At 64.4% G+C, this 16,085-nt stretch carries 14 protein-coding genes; 9 read left to right on the forward strand and 5 right to left on the reverse strand.

Annotation, left to right across the window (positions count from 1 at the left end; translation table 11 throughout):
* The first annotated feature begins 22 nt into the window (after positions 1 to 22).
* The 3 genes from dxs to DYZ14_RS18820 all read left to right on the forward strand — a co-directional run bounded on the left by dxs (position 23) and on the right by DYZ14_RS18820 (position 4,039).
* Positions 23 to 1,942: a 1-deoxy-D-xylulose-5-phosphate synthase gene (gene dxs, locus DYZ14_RS18810; RefSeq protein ID WP_154722110.1), complete on the forward strand. Its 1,920-nt coding sequence runs from the start codon at positions 23 to 25 to the stop codon at positions 1,940 to 1,942.
* A gap of 536 nt (positions 1,943 to 2,478) precedes the next feature.
* Positions 2,479 to 3,648 carry an MFS transporter gene (locus DYZ14_RS18815; protein ID WP_154722111.1) on the forward strand — a complete coding sequence of 390 codons (1,170 nt, stop codon included), beginning with the start codon at positions 2,479 to 2,481 and terminating at the stop codon, positions 3,646 to 3,648.
* 52 nt (positions 3,649 to 3,700) lie between these two features.
* Entirely contained in the window at positions 3,701 to 4,039 is a 339-nt protein-coding gene (locus tag DYZ14_RS18820) for a YkgJ family cysteine cluster protein (RefSeq protein WP_154722112.1), read from the forward strand.
* A gap of 5 nt (positions 4,040 to 4,044) precedes the next feature.
* On the opposite strand, the gene DYZ14_RS18825 is transcribed toward DYZ14_RS18820, so the two are convergent.
* On the reverse strand, positions 4,045 to 4,362 hold the full coding sequence (locus DYZ14_RS18825; RefSeq protein WP_154722113.1) for a hypothetical protein: 318 nt from the start codon (positions 4,360 to 4,362) through the stop codon (positions 4,045 to 4,047).
* Between the two features lie 194 nt (positions 4,363 to 4,556).
* On the opposite strand from DYZ14_RS18825, the gene DYZ14_RS18830 reads away from it, so the two are divergent.
* From DYZ14_RS18830 to DYZ14_RS18840, 3 genes are all read left to right on the forward strand, one after another.
* Positions 4,557 to 5,159: a superoxide dismutase gene (locus DYZ14_RS18830; protein ID WP_115672204.1), complete on the forward strand. Its 603-nt coding sequence runs from the start codon at positions 4,557 to 4,559 to the stop codon at positions 5,157 to 5,159.
* A gap of 148 nt (positions 5,160 to 5,307) precedes the next feature.
* Positions 5,308 to 5,631, forward strand: a complete 324-nt coding sequence (locus tag DYZ14_RS18835) for a hypothetical protein (protein ID WP_154722114.1) — start codon at positions 5,308 to 5,310, stop codon at positions 5,629 to 5,631.
* Between the two features lie 222 nt (positions 5,632 to 5,853).
* A complete protein-coding gene (locus DYZ14_RS18840) occupies positions 5,854 to 6,189 on the forward strand; it encodes a hypothetical protein (RefSeq protein ID WP_115672206.1) in 336 nt (111 codons plus the stop codon).
* A gap of 89 nt (positions 6,190 to 6,278) precedes the next feature.
* Here DYZ14_RS18840 and DYZ14_RS18845 read toward each other — a convergent pair whose 3' ends face one another.
* Together DYZ14_RS18845 and DYZ14_RS18850 are read right to left on the reverse strand one after the other, a co-directional pair.
* Entirely contained in the window at positions 6,279 to 8,243 is a 1,965-nt protein-coding gene (locus DYZ14_RS18845; RefSeq protein WP_154722115.1) for a methyl-accepting chemotaxis protein, read from the reverse strand.
* 205 nt (positions 8,244 to 8,448) lie between these two features.
* Positions 8,449 to 9,456, reverse strand: coding sequence for a DUF4424 domain-containing protein (locus DYZ14_RS18850; RefSeq protein ID WP_232365590.1), 1,008 nt, complete (start codon positions 9,454 to 9,456; stop codon positions 8,449 to 8,451).
* A 220-nt stretch (positions 9,457 to 9,676) separates the two neighbouring features.
* Here DYZ14_RS18850 and DYZ14_RS18855 point away from each other — a divergent pair, with 220 nt between their 5' ends.
* The 3 genes from DYZ14_RS18855 to DYZ14_RS18865 all read left to right on the forward strand — a co-directional run bounded on the left by DYZ14_RS18855 (position 9,677) and on the right by DYZ14_RS18865 (position 13,444).
* Positions 9,677 to 10,441: a TlyA family RNA methyltransferase gene (locus DYZ14_RS18855; RefSeq protein ID WP_154722116.1), complete on the forward strand. Its 765-nt coding sequence runs from the start codon at positions 9,677 to 9,679 to the stop codon at positions 10,439 to 10,441.
* Positions 10,438 to 11,691, forward strand: a complete 1,254-nt coding sequence (locus DYZ14_RS18860; protein ID WP_154722117.1) for a class I SAM-dependent RNA methyltransferase — start codon at positions 10,438 to 10,440, stop codon at positions 11,689 to 11,691. Before DYZ14_RS18855 ends, DYZ14_RS18860 begins: the two co-directional genes overlap by 4 nt.
* 178 nt (positions 11,692 to 11,869) lie before the next feature.
* Complete coding sequence (locus tag DYZ14_RS18865; RefSeq protein WP_154722118.1) at positions 11,870 to 13,444, forward strand: peroxidase family protein; 1,575 nt, start codon at positions 11,870 to 11,872, stop codon at positions 13,442 to 13,444.
* Positions 13,445 to 13,453: 9 nt separating this feature from the next.
* Here DYZ14_RS18865 and DYZ14_RS18870 read toward each other — a convergent pair whose 3' ends face one another.
* Together DYZ14_RS18870 and mcpU are read right to left on the reverse strand one after the other, a co-directional pair.
* Positions 13,454 to 13,756 carry a hypothetical protein gene (locus DYZ14_RS18870; RefSeq protein WP_154722119.1) on the reverse strand — a complete coding sequence of 101 codons (303 nt, stop codon included), beginning with the start codon at positions 13,754 to 13,756 and terminating at the stop codon, positions 13,454 to 13,456.
* Positions 13,757 to 13,904: 148 nt separating this feature from the next.
* Positions 13,905 to 16,001: a methyl-accepting chemotaxis protein McpU gene (gene mcpU / locus DYZ14_RS18875; protein ID WP_154722120.1), complete on the reverse strand. Its 2,097-nt coding sequence runs from the start codon at positions 15,999 to 16,001 to the stop codon at positions 13,905 to 13,907.
* Positions 16,002 to 16,085: the final 84 nt, after the last annotated feature.

The raw sequence follows: 16,085 nt of genomic DNA on the forward strand, positions 1-16,085 counted from the left end.
AACGACAAGAGGCTCGAGCCCCGTGACATCCCTGCCCCCGACGCCCTTGCTGGACAAGGTCCGCTATCCCGCAGACCTGCGCGAGCTCGAAGACCGCGATCTGCCGCAGCTTGCCCGCGAAGTGCGCGACGAGATGATCGACGCGGTATCGAAGACCGGCGGACATCTGGGCGCGGGTCTCGGCGTCGTCGAACTGACCATCGCCATCCACAAGGTTTTCGACACGCCGAACGACCGGCTGATCTTCGACGTCGGGCATCAGTGCTATCCGCACAAGATCCTCACCGGCCGGCGCGACCGCATCCGCACGCTGCGCCAGGAAGGCGGCCTTTCCGGCTTCACCAAGCGCGCCGAGAGCCTCTACGACCCCTTCGGCGCGGCGCATTCCTCGACCTCGATCTCGGCCGGGCTCGGCATGGCGGTCGCGGCGGATCTTTCCGGCACCGACCGTAAGGTGATCGCGGTGATCGGCGACGGCGCCATGTCGGCCGGCATGGCCTATGAGGCATTGAACAATGCCGGCGCGCTTGATGCGCGCCTTATCGTCATTCTCAACGACAACGACATGTCGATCGCGCCGCCGACCGGGGCGATGAGCGCCTATCTGGCCCGGCTTGCCTCGGGCCGCACCTATATGGGCTTCCGCGACCTCGGCAAGAAGCTGACGGCCTATCTCGGCAAGACCGTCGACCGGGCGATCACCAGGGCGGTCGAACATGCGCGCGGTTATGTGACCGGCGGCACCATGTTCGAGGAAATGGGCTTCTACCATATCGGCCCGATCGACGGGCACTCGTTCGAGCACCTGCTGCCTGTCCTGCGCAATGTGCGCGACAACGGACAGGGGCCCGTGCTGATCCATGTGGTGACGCAGAAGGGCAAGGGCTACGCTCCGGCCGAGGCTGCCGCCGACAAGTATCACGGCGTCAACAAGTTCGACGTGATCACCGGCGCCCAGGCTAAGGCCAAGCCGAATGCGCCCTCCTATACCGCCGTGTTCGGCGAGGCGCTGGTGCAGGAAGCAACGCTGGACGAGAAGATCGTCGGCATCACCGCCGCCATGCCGTCGGGCACCGGGCTCGACAAGCTGGCCGAAATCTTCCCCAAGCGCACCTTCGATGTCGGCATTGCCGAGCAGCATGCCGTCACCTTCGCGGCAGGTCTCGCGGCCGAAGGGTTCAAGCCGTTTTGCGCGCTCTACTCGACCTTCCTGCAGCGCGGCTATGACCAGGTGGTCCACGACGTGGCAATCCAGGGCCTGCCCGTTCGCTTCCCGATCGACCGCGCCGGCTTCGTCGGCGCCGACGGCCCGACCCATGCCGGCTCCTTCGACACCGGCTTCCTCGCCTCGCTTCCCGGCTTCGTCGTCATGGCGGCGGCCGACGAGGCGGAGCTGAAGCATATGGTGCGCACGGCGGCGGCCTATGACGCCGGCCCGATCTCGTTCCGCTATCCGCGCGGCGAAGGCGTGGGCGTGCAACTGCCCGAACGCGGCGAGATCCTCGAGATCGGCAAGGGCCGGGTGATGAAGCAGGGCACCAAGGTGGCGCTTCTGTCCTTCGGCACGCGGCTCGCCGACTCTCTTCTGGCGGCCGAAGACCTCGATGCGGCCGGCCTTTCGACCACCGTCGTCGATGCCCGCTTCGCCAAGCCGCTCGATGCGGATCTCATCCGCCAGCTCGCCCGCCACCACGCGGTGCTGGTCACCGTCGAGGAAGGCGCCGTCGGCGGTTTCGGCAGCCAGGTCGTGCAGTTGCTGGCGAGCGAAGGGCTGCTCGACAACGGCCTGAAATTCCGCTCGCTGGTGCTGCCGGATTTCTGGATGGACCAGGCCAAGCCGGAAGTCATGTATGCCAAGGCCGGCCTCGACGCCGCCGGTATTACCCAGACGGTGTTCAAGGCGCTCGGCCAGGCCGGCGTCGGGGTGAATGCGGCAGGGTAAGACCCGAATGTTTCCTCAAGAGGAGAGGACTGCCGCGGCACACGTAAAGACTGCGGTGATGGCCCCACTCTTCTCAACTGTCCTGTTTTGCATGGCGCTGCCCTCATGGGCCAACGGCGATCCCGTCTCCATGCAAAGCATGCGGGACTTCCTGCAGGGCGCACCCGATTGCGTCGAGTTCACCGACCAATACAGCATATGCCGTGTCCGACGGTCAGGCGATGTGCTCTACCCCTTCGACGGCCTGCATCAAGAAGGCCTATGTCTGCACGCGGAGAAGCGCAGACTAACGACGGCGCGTTCCTGGTCTTCCTCTTCTCCCCCGCGGGGAGAAGTGCCGAGCGCATGCGAGGCGATGAGGGGGCCAAGTGCGCCTTCGGCGCCCCCTCATCCGGCGCTACGCGCCACCTTCTCCCCGTTGGGGAGAAGAGGGACGTCATCCCTCGACGCCCCCCTGCTGGACTTCCGCCCCTCCCCCGGATAGACCGGACCAAAAGCCCGAACCCAAGGGCCTCTGCGCCTTGAGGGAGGCCGCCATGTCGTTGAATGCCATCGCCGAGGATTTCGCGCCCGACTGGGCGGCGATCGCCGTGGTCATTCTCGGCGTTACGGCCTTTTCGGTCGGCCAGGGGCTCACTTATCCGCTGATCGCGCTGGTGATGGAAGGGCGTGGCGTCTCCTCCACCCTGTCCGGACTGAATGCCGCCGTCTTTGCCGCGGGATTGGCGACGTCGACGCTGATGATCGGCAGGCTGACGGCGCTCCTGCGCGGTGACCGGCTGATCGTCGCGGGGCTCGTTGGCGCGTCTGCCTCGCTTGCGGCCTTTGCCGCGTTCGATGAACTGTGGCTGTGGTTCGTCGCCCGCTTCACGCTCGGCTTTTCGACCAGCATCATCTTCACCATGAGCGAAGCCTGGCTCAATACCGCCTGCCCGGATCGGCTGCGCGGCCGCGTCTCGGGCGCCTATGGCGCGGGCATGTGCGCGGGTTTTGCGGCGGGACCGCTCGCCATTCCGCTGGTCGGCACCGAGGATGGCTTCGCCTTTGCGCTCATTGCCGTCTATGTCGCCTTCGTCGCCTTCGTCACTGTCATGCTCGGCCGGTTCGCTCGCACCCGGCCGGAGGCGGCCTCGGCCCGCGGCCTGATCGCCTTCGCCCGGACCGCGCCGCTTCTTCTCCTGATGGTGCTCGCCTTCGGCTATTCCGACATTGCGGCCATCTCGACCATCCCGCTCTATTTCGTCGAGCGCGGTTATTCGGAGAATTTCGCCGCCCTCGTCGTCAGCATGGTGGCGCTGCCGACGGCCATCGCCCAGCCGCTGGTCGGCTGGCTGCTCGACCGAAGCTCACGGAAACGGGTGGCCGTTTCGTCCGCAGCGCTCTGCGGCGCGAGCTTCATCGCGCTTCCCTTTCTCAGCAATCAGGCGCCGCTGCTTCTCGCCGTCTCGCTTCTCGGGGCGGCAAGCTTCTCGCTTTACACCTGTGCGCTGACCCTGCTCGGCGACAAGTTTCGTGGCGGGCTGCTGGTATCGGGGGCGGCTGCCTATGCACTGGTCTACGCGATCGGCAGCGCGGCCGGCTCCAGTTCCACCGGACTGATCATGGACTGGTCGCTCGATGCCGCCCCGATCCTGACGGGGGTCATGATGCTGGGCTTCGCGGCGATCTTCGCTATGGGCCTTCGGGATCAGCCGGCACGCGGCTGAGTTTGCGCAGAACGGGCTGGCTTTTGGCCATCCGATCTGCTTTGACCGCAGGATGCTGGAAACCTCGCCGCCCGACATCTTCGACTGCCAGACCTGCGGCGCCTGTTGCGCCTACAGCGCCGACTGGCCGCGCTTCTCGCTGGAAAGCGACGAGGAGATCGCCCGCATTCCCGAAAGGTTCATCGCGGCCGACCTTTCCGGCATGAAGTTCGAGGGCGGCCGTTGCGCGGCGCTGACCGGCGAGGTCGGCAAGCATGTCGGCTGCGCGGTCTATGCCGACCGACCGCTGGTGTGCCGCACCTGCATGCCTGGCGACGAAGAGTGCAGGATGGCGCGCGCCGAATTCGGCTTCAGCACCGAGGCGCTGCCCGATCCTGACCGCTTTTTGTAGTTCCCTCAGGGGATCGTGACACCCAGCGTTTCGGCCGGCAGTTCGCTGCCGAGTTCGACGGCGCGGGTCTGCTTGTCCATCACGCAGACATAGGTGACGGTCGCGTCTGCGCCCTTCGCCTTGCCCGACAGCACGGCAAGCCCGAAGCGCACGCTGCCGAACGGATCGACCGCGGCCCTGGCCTGTTCGAGCACGGGCGCTGCCGCTTCGAGGCACTTCTTCCCGACCTCCTCGGCGAATTCCTGCCAGGCATCGTCGGAGGAGGCAAAGGCCGGAACGGCGGCGGCGAGGAACAGGACAAAGGCTGGAGCGAGTCGCGGCATGGAAGCATCCTTTTCGATCGGAGGGCGCCAATTCGGCGACCATAGAAAACACATGGATTTCTAGCTCAGCGGAGGAGATAAATCTTCTCCCCGCTGGAATGATTTTGACCTTTGGCAGGTTGCCTCGGCAGGGTTCCCCTCCTATGTTCCCGATCACCGATTTCCGCAATCAGTTGCCAAAAGGAGATTTTACCATGGCTTTCGAATTGCCCGAACTCCCCTATGCCTACGACTCGCTCGCACCCTTCATGTCGGCGGAGACGCTCGAATATCACCACGACAAGCACCACAAGGCCTATGTCGACAACGGCAACAAGCTCGCCGCTGAAGCCGGCATGGGCGACCTGTCGGTCGAGGAAGTCGTGAAGAAGTCGTTCGGCACCAACCAGGGCCTCTTCAACAACGCCGCCCAGCACTACAACCACATCCATTTCTGGAAGTGGATGAAGAAGGACGGCGGCGGCACCAAGCTGCCGGGCAAGCTGCAGGCGGCAATCGACAGCGATCTCGGCGGCTATGACAAGTTCAAGGCCGACTTCACCTCGGCCGGCGCGACCCAGTTCGGTTCTGGCTGGGCCTGGCTCTCGGTCAAGGATGGCAAGCTCGCCATCTCCAAGACACCGAACGGCGAAAACCCGCTGGTGCACGGCGCCTCGCCGATCCTCGGCGTCGATGTGTGGGAACACTCCTACTACATCGACTACCGCAATGCCCGTCCGAAGTATCTCGAAGCCTTCGTCGACAGCCTGATCAACTGGGACTACGTGCTGGAAATGTACGAAGCCGCCACGAAGTAAGCGTCGACCGAATTTGCATTCAAAGAACCCGGTGCCGAGAGGCGCCGGGTTTTCTTTTGACATGAAGCCGCTTGCTAGAACGGCCGTCGGGTGAAACAGTCTGATCTGTCGAACGGTTCGGATTTCACCAGACCAGAAGGAGCCAACCATGGCCGATAATTCCCTGCAGACACAACTCCGCGAGCTTCAAGCACAGGTGACCGCCCTGACGGAGAGCCTGGCGCAACAGGGCGATGATGCGGCTGGCCGGCTTCGCAAGCGCACATCGGCCGCCATTCGCGATGCGTCACACACAGCCGAGGAGGTCGTAGACTATGCCAGATCCGAGGCGGAAAGCGTCGCCGGCATCGTGCGCGAGCATCCGGCCGCGACCTCGACGGCACTTCTGACCGCCGGCCTGATCGGCGGGCTCGTCGGCTACCTGATCGGCGCGGCGCAAGCCCCGCAGCATCCACACCGCCGCTGGTACTGACATCGCAGGACGAGGAACCTGCCGCTCCAAAAGCGGCGACCCGCAGGTTCTGTCAGCCTGGCTCTGGGCGAAACGCTTGTGGCTCGGGTGATAGCCGGGGCGGCAAGCGGGTGCGTGGCCTGCCAGCGCGAAATGGCGCGCGCATCCGCCGTCGTCACGGAACCTTCCCACCGGCACGGCGTTTCCCCTGGGAACTATGCCCTCAACAGGAAAGGATCACCCATGGCCAGCAACAACAGCGACATCATGAACGAACTGCGCAGCCTCCAGGCCCAGGTCATGCATTTCAAGGACCTGCTTTCCGAGGAGGGCGAAAAGGTTGCCGGCGAGGCGCGCGGCCGCGCATCGACCCTGGTCAACGGCGCCAGCCGCAAGGTTCAGGATGCCGCGAGCTATGCGAAGGACGAGGCCGCCACGATGGGCTCGATCGTCCGCGAGCATCCGACCGCGACTTCGACCGCACTCCTGACCGCCGGCGTGGTCGGCGGCCTGATCGGATACTTCCTCGCAACCTCCTCGTCGCAGTCCTCCAGCTATTCGCCGCGCCGCTGGCTCTGAACGCCCCGATGCAGGCTATTTAAAATAGCGACACCCGGCCCTCTGAAAAGAGCCGGGTGTTTTTCATATCAGACATCAGCCTGCGGTGATCAGAACTCCGACCATTCCTGCTTGGCAGCGGCGCTGCCGCCGGAAAATGCCTGGGTGATGCGTCCGGCAAGTGCGCGGGCCGGCGAGACGGCGGGCTTGGCATTGTGGTCTGCGGGAACCGGCGTCGACGCGCGTGCCGACGCAGGCCGGGTCTGGCGGACCGGGGCGGACATCTCTCCCTGTCCGAGCTGGAACTGACCAAGCAATGCGTTGAGAGCGGCGGCCTCGGTCGCCAGAGAATGGCTCGCGGCGGTCTGTTCCTCGACCATGGCGGCATTCTGCTGAGTGCCCTGGTCCATGGTGTTGACCGCCGTATTGATCTCCTGCAGGCCGGTCGACTGCTCGCGACTGGCCGTGACGATCGCCGAGACGTGATGGCTGATTTCCTCGACGGCGGCGACGATCTTTTCCAGTTGCGTACCGGTTTCGCCGACGAGCGCCACGCCGTTGCCGACCTGGGTCGAGGAGGTGGAGATCAGTGCCTTGATTTCCTTTGCCGCATTGGCCGAGCGCTGGGCCAGTTCGCGAACCTCCTGGGCAACAACCGCGAAGCCCTTGCCGGCTTCGCCCGCGCGGGCGGCCTCGACACCGGCGTTGAGAGCCAGAAGGTTGGTCTGGAAGGCGATCTCGTCGATCACGCCGATGATGTTGCTGATCTCGCCGGCCGACTTCTCGATCTCCGTCATCGCGGTGACGGCGTTGCGTACCACCTGACCGGAACGCTCGGCGCCGGCGCGGGTGCTGGCGACCAGCTGGCCGACATCCTCGGCGCGGCGGGCGGTATCCTTGACGGTCGTCGTGACCTGCTCAAGTGCTGCGGCCGTTTCCTCGACGGAGGCTGCCTGCTGTTCGGTGCGACGCGACAGATCGTCGGCCGAGGCGCGGATCTCGGCCGCACCGGCGTTGATTGCGGCGGCATTGGCGCCAACCGAACGCAACGCACCCTGAAGCTTTTCGAGCGATGCATTGAAGTTCATGCGCAGCGCGTCGAGACGCTCGGCGAAGGTGGTGGTGATGCGATAGGCGACATTGCCGTCGGCAAGGGCCGCAAGGCCGGTTGCCAACTGGTCGACAGCGAAGGCGATCTCGTCTGCCTCGCGGGCCTTTTCAGCCTCGGCGCGGCGACGTTCCTGCTCGGCGCTGGCGCGCATGGCTTCGGTTTCGCCGGCCAGACGCTGCTTTTCGACCGCTGCATCCTTGAACACGACGACCGCCTTGGCCATCTGGCCGACTTCGTCACCACGGTCGAGGGCAGGCACGTCGACGTCATGGGCGCCACCGGCCAGCCGTGCCATGGCCTCGGTCATGCCGACGATCGGGGTCACGATCGAGCGCGACAGCAGCCAGATCAGGGCAACAGCGACGACGCCGGCAATCGAGCCGCCGATCAAAAGTGCAAGCTCAAGATTGCGGTGAGCGCTGGCGAGCGCTGCCGCGTTGGTGGCCGACATGGAAGCAATCTGATCCTTGATCTTCGCAGCCTCTTCGCGGAAGGCATCGAGCTGACCCTTGGAGGCGTTGCGGCCGATCTCGATGACCTCAGCGATCGTCGCCTCGGTATCCTTGCGTGCGGCAAGTTGCGGTTCGGTCAGCTGGGTGTGGAAGACGTCGGCCGCGGCCTTCATCGCGTCGAGCGAGGCAATGATTGCCGCGTCGCCGGCGGCGGCCTTCTTCGCTTCCTCAATGTAGCCGAGCATTTTTTCGCGGTGAGCGAAGACGTCCTTATAGGTGCTCTCGCTGCGGAACAGCAGGTAGCCACGCTGGTTCACGGCCTGTTCGAGCATGGATTCAAGTGCGCGGTCGGACAGGGAAAGAACCTTTTCGGAGCGTTGCTGCTCCACCGAAGCGGCCTTGGCGAGGTAGGCCTCGACGAACACCACCGCCGTCGCGAGAAAACAGCTGGCCATGATGCCAAAAAAGGTGAGGATCAGCTTCTTGTTCAGGGAAATGTTCTTGAAGGACATGCGAACTACTCTCTCGCGCATTGCCATGGAGGGACCATGGCTCAAGCGCGCGGACACACAGGGGCTGAGGCATGATTGGTTCCTGCCGCAGCGCTGCCCTTCATGGCGCACCCTTGGATCGCGGAGTTCGTACAATCGTACCGAACATGAGCAAATGCTCTTATGATTCGGTTATGCGACAGTGCGAAATTTCGCATGCCGAAATTTACCGGCTCGGAACCACCAGAAGAATGTGCAGGTCCTTCTCCGGATAGAAGTCGGTCGCGGTCATCTCGAAACGTGTCGGCCCGACCTTGCGGACATTGCTGCCGCAGAAGCTGACGAAATTCTTCTCGTCGCCCTTGTCGACGGTCAGCTTGAACTTGCCGATCGACCCGCCCCAATTGGCGCCCGTGGTCAGGATATAGGACATCCATTTCTCGAAATAGTAGACGCCGGCATCGTAGTTCTGTTGCTTTTCCAGCTTGAGCGCCGTCTTGAGGAAGGCGTCGTCGATGCAATAGCGCTCGCGGTAATCGTCCAGTTGCGGCGTGGGCTTGCCGTCCTGGATGAAGGTCATGGCGACGGTACCGCCGACGCTCGGCCGGTAGCTGTGATGGACCTTCACCTCGCGTCCGGCCGGAAAGGTGGTGCGCCACCAGTAGACGGTCTCCAGTTTCCACAGCACTTCATATTCCGGCTCCACCGGCTTGCCCGGCACGCCCGGATCATAGCTGGTGTCGACGATCAGCCCCCGCGTTTCCCAGTCCTTGCGCACGTCGTCGGGCAGCCTGGCTATTCCGGCCCGCGTCGCCTCGCTCAACGGCAGCAGCGAAATACCGCGGCCGACGATTTCCTCGGTCATGTCGATGCCGTTGACGGTGGCGCGCTGCTGCAACTGCGGTTCGATCTTCCTGCCGTCCTGCGACACGGTAAAGCCCATGAAATTGTCGTGCTCGAAATCGTCGAGCGCGGCATTGAAATCCATGTAGCCGCCGATCTCCGGCATGGGGAAGGCGACAAGGGTTTCCAGATCGGTGTCCGACTGGTTCTTGAAGACATAGTCGACCCGGATCTCTTCCTGGGAGATGAACAGGTCCTCGCTCAGCATGTCGACCTGATCCTGCCTTGTATAGACGAGCCCGCCGGCCTCGAGCACGGCGGAGGTGTCGTTGGCCATCGCCGGGGCCGCCATCGTCAGGGCGAAAAGGCCTGCAAGCATGGCGTTCTTCATCGTCGTCTCCTGCCTTGTGAAGAGCGGCCGGACATGGCCAGGCGCAAGGTTAGGCGGCAAGTCGAAGCCAAGTCAATCGATCGGCCCGACCTTATCCGGGCAGTTCATCCCGGTCTTGAGCGTCCGCCATCCGCCGCGCATTCGCCCTCCTGCAGGCACGAGAGCGCCCGCGCGCAACAAAAGGCTTGCCATTGCGGCGGCGGACCGCCATTGACAGGCCATGTCTTCACGTCCCGAACCCCAGCGTCTCGACCAGCTCCTGGTCGCCCTCGACCTTTTCGCCAGCCGCTCGCGCGCGCGCGACGCGATCCAGCGCGGCACCGTCAAGGTGGACGGCAAGGTCGTCACCAAGCCCAGCCTGGTCTTTTCGACCGACCACGCGTTTACCATCGAGGACCCGGCGCAGGACTATGTCTCGCGCGCGGCGCTGAAGCTGGTCGCCGGCCTCGATCACTTCGGGCTCGATCCGGCCGGTTGCGAGTGTCTCGACGTGGGCGCCTCGACCGGCGGCTTCACCGAGGTTTTGGTCAAGCGCGGCGCGGCGCATGTGACGTCGATCGATGTCGGCCACGGCCAGTTCCACCCGCGGCTTGCCGCCGATCCGCGCATCACCAATATCGAGGGGCTGAACGCCCGCTATCTCGAGCCGGACGACATCGACGACCGGCCGATCGATTTCATCGTCTCCGACGTGTCGTTCATCTCGCTCAAGCTGGCGCTGGCGCCGGCACTCGACATGGCGGAGCCCGGCTGCCGCTGCCTGCTTTTGGTCAAGCCGCAGTTCGAGGCGGGCCGCGATGCGATCAGCAAGGCCGGACTGCTCAAGGAGCCGGAGACGGCACCGGCTGTCGCTGCCGAACTGGAACGCTGGCTGACCGAGGAAATGCGCTGGAAGAGCCTCGGGCTGATCCCCTCGCCGATCGCCGGCGGCGACGGCAACGAGGAATTCCTGCTGGCCGGGATGAAGCCGGAGGACGAAGAATGAGTGCCGAGACGGTCACCATCGACTTGCTGGGCGCCCAGGGCGACGGCATCTTCCATGCCTCGAACGGGCCGGTCTACGTGCCCTTCTCGCTGCCGGGCGAAACGCTTGCCATCGCGCGCGTGAAAGACCACGGCACGATCCTTTCCTACAGCGAGACCTCGCCGGACCGTATCGCCCCCGCCTGCCGCCATTTCGGCCCGGACGGCAAGGGCGGCAGCTGCGGCGGCTGTTCGCTGCAGCACATGGCGAAACCCGCCTATAGCGCCTTCAAGCGGTCGTTGGTCGTCGCGGCGCTCAAATCCAAGGGGATCGATATTCCCGTCGGCGAACTGGTCGAAGCTGAGCCAGGCGAGCGCCGCCGCGTGGTGTTTGCCGCCCGACGCACCGAGAAGGAAGTGCTGATCGGCTTCAACCAGGCCGAAAGCCACCATATCGTGCCGATCGAGGAGTGTCCGATCTCGGCACCGGGCATCGTGGCCAGCCTTGACGCCTTGAAGAAGATCGGTGGTGCTGCCGCAACCACGGCCGAGCCCTTCCGCATGACGGTGATCGAAACGCTTTCCGGCCTCGACGTGGCGATCGAAGGCATCAAGGCGCTGGCCGACAAGGAGCGCCGCGCGGTCACCGAAACCGTGCTTGCGCTGCGCGGCATCGCCCGCGTCTCGGTCAACGGCGAGATCGTCATCGAACCACGCAAGCCGCTCATCGACATGTCCGGCGTTGCCGTCGCCCCGCCGCCGGGCGCCTTTACCCAGGCGACCGCCGCCGCCGAGGAGGCCATGGTGCGCCTGACGCTCGCGCATTTCGGCAAGGTCAAGCGTACTGCCGATCTGTTCGCCGGCATCGGCACCTTTGCGCTTCGGCTGGCGCGCGTGGCCCAGGTCCATGCCGTCGAGAGCGATGAAAAGGCGATCAAGGCGCTTGACCACGCGGCGCGCAACACGCAGGGGCTGAAACCCGTTTCGGTCGAGCGGCGCGATCTCTTTCGCCGGCCGCTGATGGCATCCGAACTGAAGACTTTCGATGCCGTCGTCTTCGACCCGCCGCGGGCCGGCGCGGAAGAGCAGTGCAAGGAACTTGCCCGCTCGGTGGTGAAGAAGATCGTCGCGGTCAGCTGCAATCCGTTGTCACTGGCTCGCGACCTGGCGATCCTGAAAGCCGGCGGTTATCGCGTCACGTCGGTCACCCCGATCGACCAGTTTCTCTGGACCTCGCATGTCGAAGTCGTGGCGACCCTGACCAAGGGCTGAACGTCTTCTTTCCAATTGCCTTCACCGACCGCGGAGCGAGGCCCTCCGGGCGGAATTGTGCGCCCATATGCAACCTTAGATTATTAACGAAAATCGATTGCACCTTTTGCGATTTCATGCAATCTTTCGTTATCACCAGAACCATGCAGCAACCAAAGGCAGCAGACGGAGGAATTTCATGTCGGAAGTCGCGATGCACGGGCATGGCGTCCGTGGGATGAGCCGCGCCGCACTACAGGCGCTCGCCGGGAATGCCGATCCCGGCAAGTTCGGACGCATGTTTCCAACCCTTCCAGCGCATGAGGCCGACGAGGACGAACTGTTCGAACTCGCCGAGGCGATGAAGGATGCGGTCGGGCCGGACGGGCGCACCGATCCCGCCGGGGATAATCCCGATGTCCCGGCCGGCTATACCTATCTCGGCCAGTTCGTCGACCATGACATCACCCTCGATACCACCCCGCTCGAACAGCAGAAGGCGGATCCGCTGGCGACGACCAATTTCCGGACACCGGCGCTCGACCTCGATTCGCTCTACGGCGACGGGCCTGGCATTCATCCCTATCTCTATGACCGCGCCCCGGACACCCACCGGGTGATCGAGAGGTTCCTGATCGGCAAGGCCTCGGCCTCAAAGGACAAGGCCGGCGAGGATATCAGGGCCTTGGACAATGACCTGCCGCGCAACCAGGTCGGCCACGCCCTGATCTTCGACGAGCGAAACGACGAAAACCTGCTCGTCGCGCAATTCCATCTGCTGCTGCTGAAATTCCACAACAAGGTGGTGGAGGATCTGAAGGACACCCAGCCGGCGCTGAAGGACATGGCGCTGTTCCACGAGGCGCGCCGGATCGTCACCTGGCATTACCAGTGGATCGTTCTGTTCGATTTCGTCGAGCGACTGACCGAGCCGGGACTGGTCCGCCGCATCAAGCATGAGGGCCGGCGCTTCTACCGTTTCAAGAGCCGCCCCTATATGCCGGCGGAATTTGCCGCCGCCGTCTACCGCCTAGGTCACTCAATGGTGAGGCAGAGCTACGACCACAACCGGGTGTTCAACGCGGGACCGGACGCGATCGCCGACGGGACCTTGGGATTGCTGTTCAACTTCACCGGCAAATCCGGGCAGATCGTCGGGCAACTGAAGGATGCGGTCAGTAGAGGCGGCGGTCCGGGTCCGTTGCCCGACCTGCCGTCCAACTGGGTGATCGACTGGCGGCGCTTCTTCGACCTCGGTACGCCGCCGGAGGCCAATTTCAGGCTCAACCACGCGCGACGGCTCGATCCGTTCATCGTTCCCGCCCTGCACACGCTTCCGGGATTGCGACCGGAAACGGACAAGACCGCGGCCCGGGACTTCGTCCTGCCCTTCCGCAACTTGAAGCGAGGCCTCCAACTCGGCCTGCCGTCCGGCCAGGACGTCTGTCGGGCCATGGGGATCGTGCCGATGAAGCCGTCCGAGATCGCCACCGGCTCCGATGGCGAGGTCGCCGCCAGGCACGGTTTCCACAAGAAGACACCGCTCTGGTATTATGTCCTCAAGGAAGCGCAACATCATCACAAGGGAGAACGCCTCGGCCCGATGGGTTCGACGATCCTGGCGGAGACCTTCCTCGGCCTGGTCCACGGGGACCCGGATTCCTTCCTGTGGCAGCGCACGAACTGGACGCCTGACCTGACCAGCCAGACACCGGGTCACTTCACGATGGCGGACCTGATCCGGTATGTCAAAGACATCAATCCGATCGGCTGATTGCGTAGATCAGCGCGCGTAGAGCGTGCCGCTTCCCGTGGTATTGGGACAGCGGCAACGTCCGCCGACGCGACCGGGCTTGGCCGGGCAGGAATACATCATCGAGGTGTCGGCGCTGTCCGGCGGCTGGATCACGCAGAAGAAACGCTGCGGCCGCATGCCCGGCGGCGGCGGATTGCGGTTCGACCCGCTCTCGACGATCACAACGCCGCTGCCGGCCAGGGCCAGGGCGAAGCCCGGCACCAGGGGTTCGGCTGCCAAAGACATCATGCCGACGAACAACAGGGCAAGGCCCCTCATTTTGCTGCGCATCCGATCCTCCTTGTTCCGTCTATCGGCCATATGAACCGGAGAAGCATTAAGGAAGGGCGAATGTGGCAGGAGCAGGTCTTCCGGCAACGCGAAACGGCACCGGCGGTGAGCCGGTGCCGTCCGAGGGTCACAATGCAGTCGGAATTCGTCAGGCGGCGCGGCGCGACCCTTCCGAGTGTGTAGCATGGGCTCCGGCCTGCTGGATCCGGAACTGGCCGAGCAGCGCGGTCAGCGCCGCCGCTTCCGAGGCCAGACCATGGCTTGCCGCCGTCTGTTCCTCGACCATGGCGGCATTCTGCTGCGTGCCCTGGTCCATGGTGTTGACGGCGGTGTTGATCTCCTGAAGCCCGGTCGACTGTTCGCGCGTCGCCGTGACGATGGCGTTCACATGGCGGTTGATCTCCTGCACCTCGCGGACGATCACATCCAGCGCCTGGCCGGTCTGATTGACCAGTTCGACGCCGGACTGGACCTGCTGGCCGGAAGTGCCGATCAGTTGCTTGATCTCCTTGGCGGCATTGGCCGACCGCTGGGCCAGTTCGCGCACTTCCTGGGCGACGACGGCAAAACCCTTGCCGGCTTCGCCGGCGCGGGCCGCCTCGACGCCGGCATTCAGCGCCAGCAGGTTGGTCTGGAAGGCGATCTCGTCGATCACGCCGATGATGTTGGAAATCTCCCCTGAGGATTTTTCGATCCCATGCATGGCTTCCACCGCCCGCTGGACGATCTCGCCCGACTTCTCCGCGCCGCTGCGGGCGCGGCCGACGAGTTGGCCGACCTCCTCCGCCCGGTGGGCGGAATCCTTCACGGTGGTGGTGATCTCCTCGAGCGCAGCCGCGGTCTCCTCGACGGAAGCCGCCTGCTGCTCGGTGCGCCGGGCCAGGTTGTCGGCGGCCATGCGGATCTCGTTGGCGCCATTGTCGATCGCCCGTGCATTCAAGCCGACATTGGCAAGGGCATCATGCAGCTTGGCAACCGAGGCGTTGAAATCGACCCGCAGGCGATCGAGGTCGCCTGCAAATGGCGTGTCGATACGATGGACGAGGTCGCCGTTGGCAAGGCAGCCAAGGCCGTCGGCGAGTGCCTGGACCGCGAACGAGACCTGCTCGGCTTCGCGTGCCTTTGCGGCTTCACGCTCGCGCCGCTCCTGTTCGCTCAGCGAGCGATTTTCGTCCGCCTCCCTTTCGAGGCGGCTGCGCTCGATGGCGTTGTTACGGAACACGGCGACTGCCTCGGCCATCTGGCCGATCTCGTCGGTCCGTTCGGTGCCGGGGATCTCGGTCGAGACATCGCCTCTCGCCAGCCGGCCCATGACGCCGGTCATGTCGACGACGGGGCGCACGACCAGACGCGAGAGCAGGAAGGCCAGAACGCCGATCATGGCCACGACGCCGATCAGCGTGGCGATGGCGGCGGCGGTGCGGAAAGCACTGATGCCGGCATAGGCCATGTCGCGATCGACGGTGACGCCGAGATACCAGTCGCTGGTCGGAAGTCCCTGGACCGGGAGGAAGCTGACCAGCACCGACTTGTCGGCGGAGACCGTTTCGGACAGCTCGGCACCGATTGCGGGGGTCTCCGTCGGGAAGGCATCGGCGAGGGTCTTGCTGACCAGCGCATTGTCCGGATGAACGAGGATGACACCCGACTTGTTGACCAGGAAGGCGGAACCCTTGCCGCCCATGTCGACCGTGGCGATCATCTGGATCAGGGACTTCAGCGAGAAGTCGCTGGCCGCGACGCCGAACAGCTTGCCATCACGCTTGACCGGGGTGGCGGCACTGATGATCAGATCGCCACTCGAGGCATCCTGATAGGGATCGGTCAGGACCATTTTGTCGGCCTTGACCGCATCCTGGTACCACGGGCGCTTGCGCGGATCGTAATCCGCCGGCAGGGGCTCGTTCGGAACACTGGTGAAGGTTCCCTGCTCGTCGCCCACATAGGTCGACTTGAACTCGCGGATCAGCACAGGGTTGTCGAAGGCCGCGACGATCTCTTCCGCCGTGGTGGTCTTGGCGGCGGCATTGGCGGCCAGCTCGGTCAGCATGATGCGGGCATTCAGCCAGTTGGCGATGCTCTGCGACGCCTGCAGGCCGGTGGACTTGATCTCGTCCTGGACCGCGCGCGTCGTTGCGGCGCGCTGCAGGCTGTCGATGTAGATGGAGAAACCGGACAAGGCGGCGACGACCACAAGGGATGCAGCCACGAGGATCTTGGTCATAAGGTTCGAGCGTTTGCTCACGGGGGATACCTCATTCAAGCGGCAAGCCCGATCAAGACGCTGGCGGAACATTCTTCGCAGCCGATCCGGGCATTGCCAATCCAC

The sequence above is a fragment of the Ciceribacter sp. T2.26MG-112.2 genome (genome assembly GCF_900492205.1).
Lineage (GTDB): Bacteria > Pseudomonadota > Alphaproteobacteria > Rhizobiales > Rhizobiaceae > Allorhizobium > Allorhizobium naphthalenivorans_A.

Coding starts and splice junctions, on each gene's coding strand:
- DYZ14_RS18815 (WP_154722111.1), top strand. CDS start 2,479: ATGTCGTTGAATGCCATCGCCGAGGATTTCGCGCCCGACTGGGCGGCG.
- DYZ14_RS18820 (WP_154722112.1), top strand. CDS start 3,701: ATGCTGGAAACCTCGCCGCCCGACATCTTCGACTGCCAGACCTGCGGC.
- DYZ14_RS18825 (WP_154722113.1), bottom strand. CDS start 4,362: ATGCCGCGACTCGCTCCAGCCTTTGTCCTGTTCCTCGCCGCCGCCGTT.
- DYZ14_RS18830 (WP_115672204.1), top strand. CDS start 4,557: ATGGCTTTCGAATTGCCCGAACTCCCCTATGCCTACGACTCGCTCGCA.
- DYZ14_RS18835 (WP_154722114.1), top strand. CDS start 5,308: ATGGCCGATAATTCCCTGCAGACACAACTCCGCGAGCTTCAAGCACAG.
- DYZ14_RS18840 (WP_115672206.1), top strand. CDS start 5,854: ATGGCCAGCAACAACAGCGACATCATGAACGAACTGCGCAGCCTCCAG.
- DYZ14_RS18845 (WP_154722115.1), bottom strand. CDS start 8,243: ATGTCCTTCAAGAACATTTCCCTGAACAAGAAGCTGATCCTCACCTTT.
- DYZ14_RS18850 (WP_232365590.1), bottom strand. CDS start 9,456: ATGAAGAACGCCATGCTTGCAGGCCTTTTCGCCCTGACGATGGCGGCC.
- DYZ14_RS18855 (WP_154722116.1), top strand. CDS start 9,677: ATGTCTTCACGTCCCGAACCCCAGCGTCTCGACCAGCTCCTGGTCGCC.
- DYZ14_RS18860 (WP_154722117.1), top strand. CDS start 10,438: ATGAGTGCCGAGACGGTCACCATCGACTTGCTGGGCGCCCAGGGCGAC.
- DYZ14_RS18865 (WP_154722118.1), top strand. CDS start 11,870: ATGTCGGAAGTCGCGATGCACGGGCATGGCGTCCGTGGGATGAGCCGC.
- DYZ14_RS18870 (WP_154722119.1), bottom strand. CDS start 13,756: ATGCGCAGCAAAATGAGGGGCCTTGCCCTGTTGTTCGTCGGCATGATG.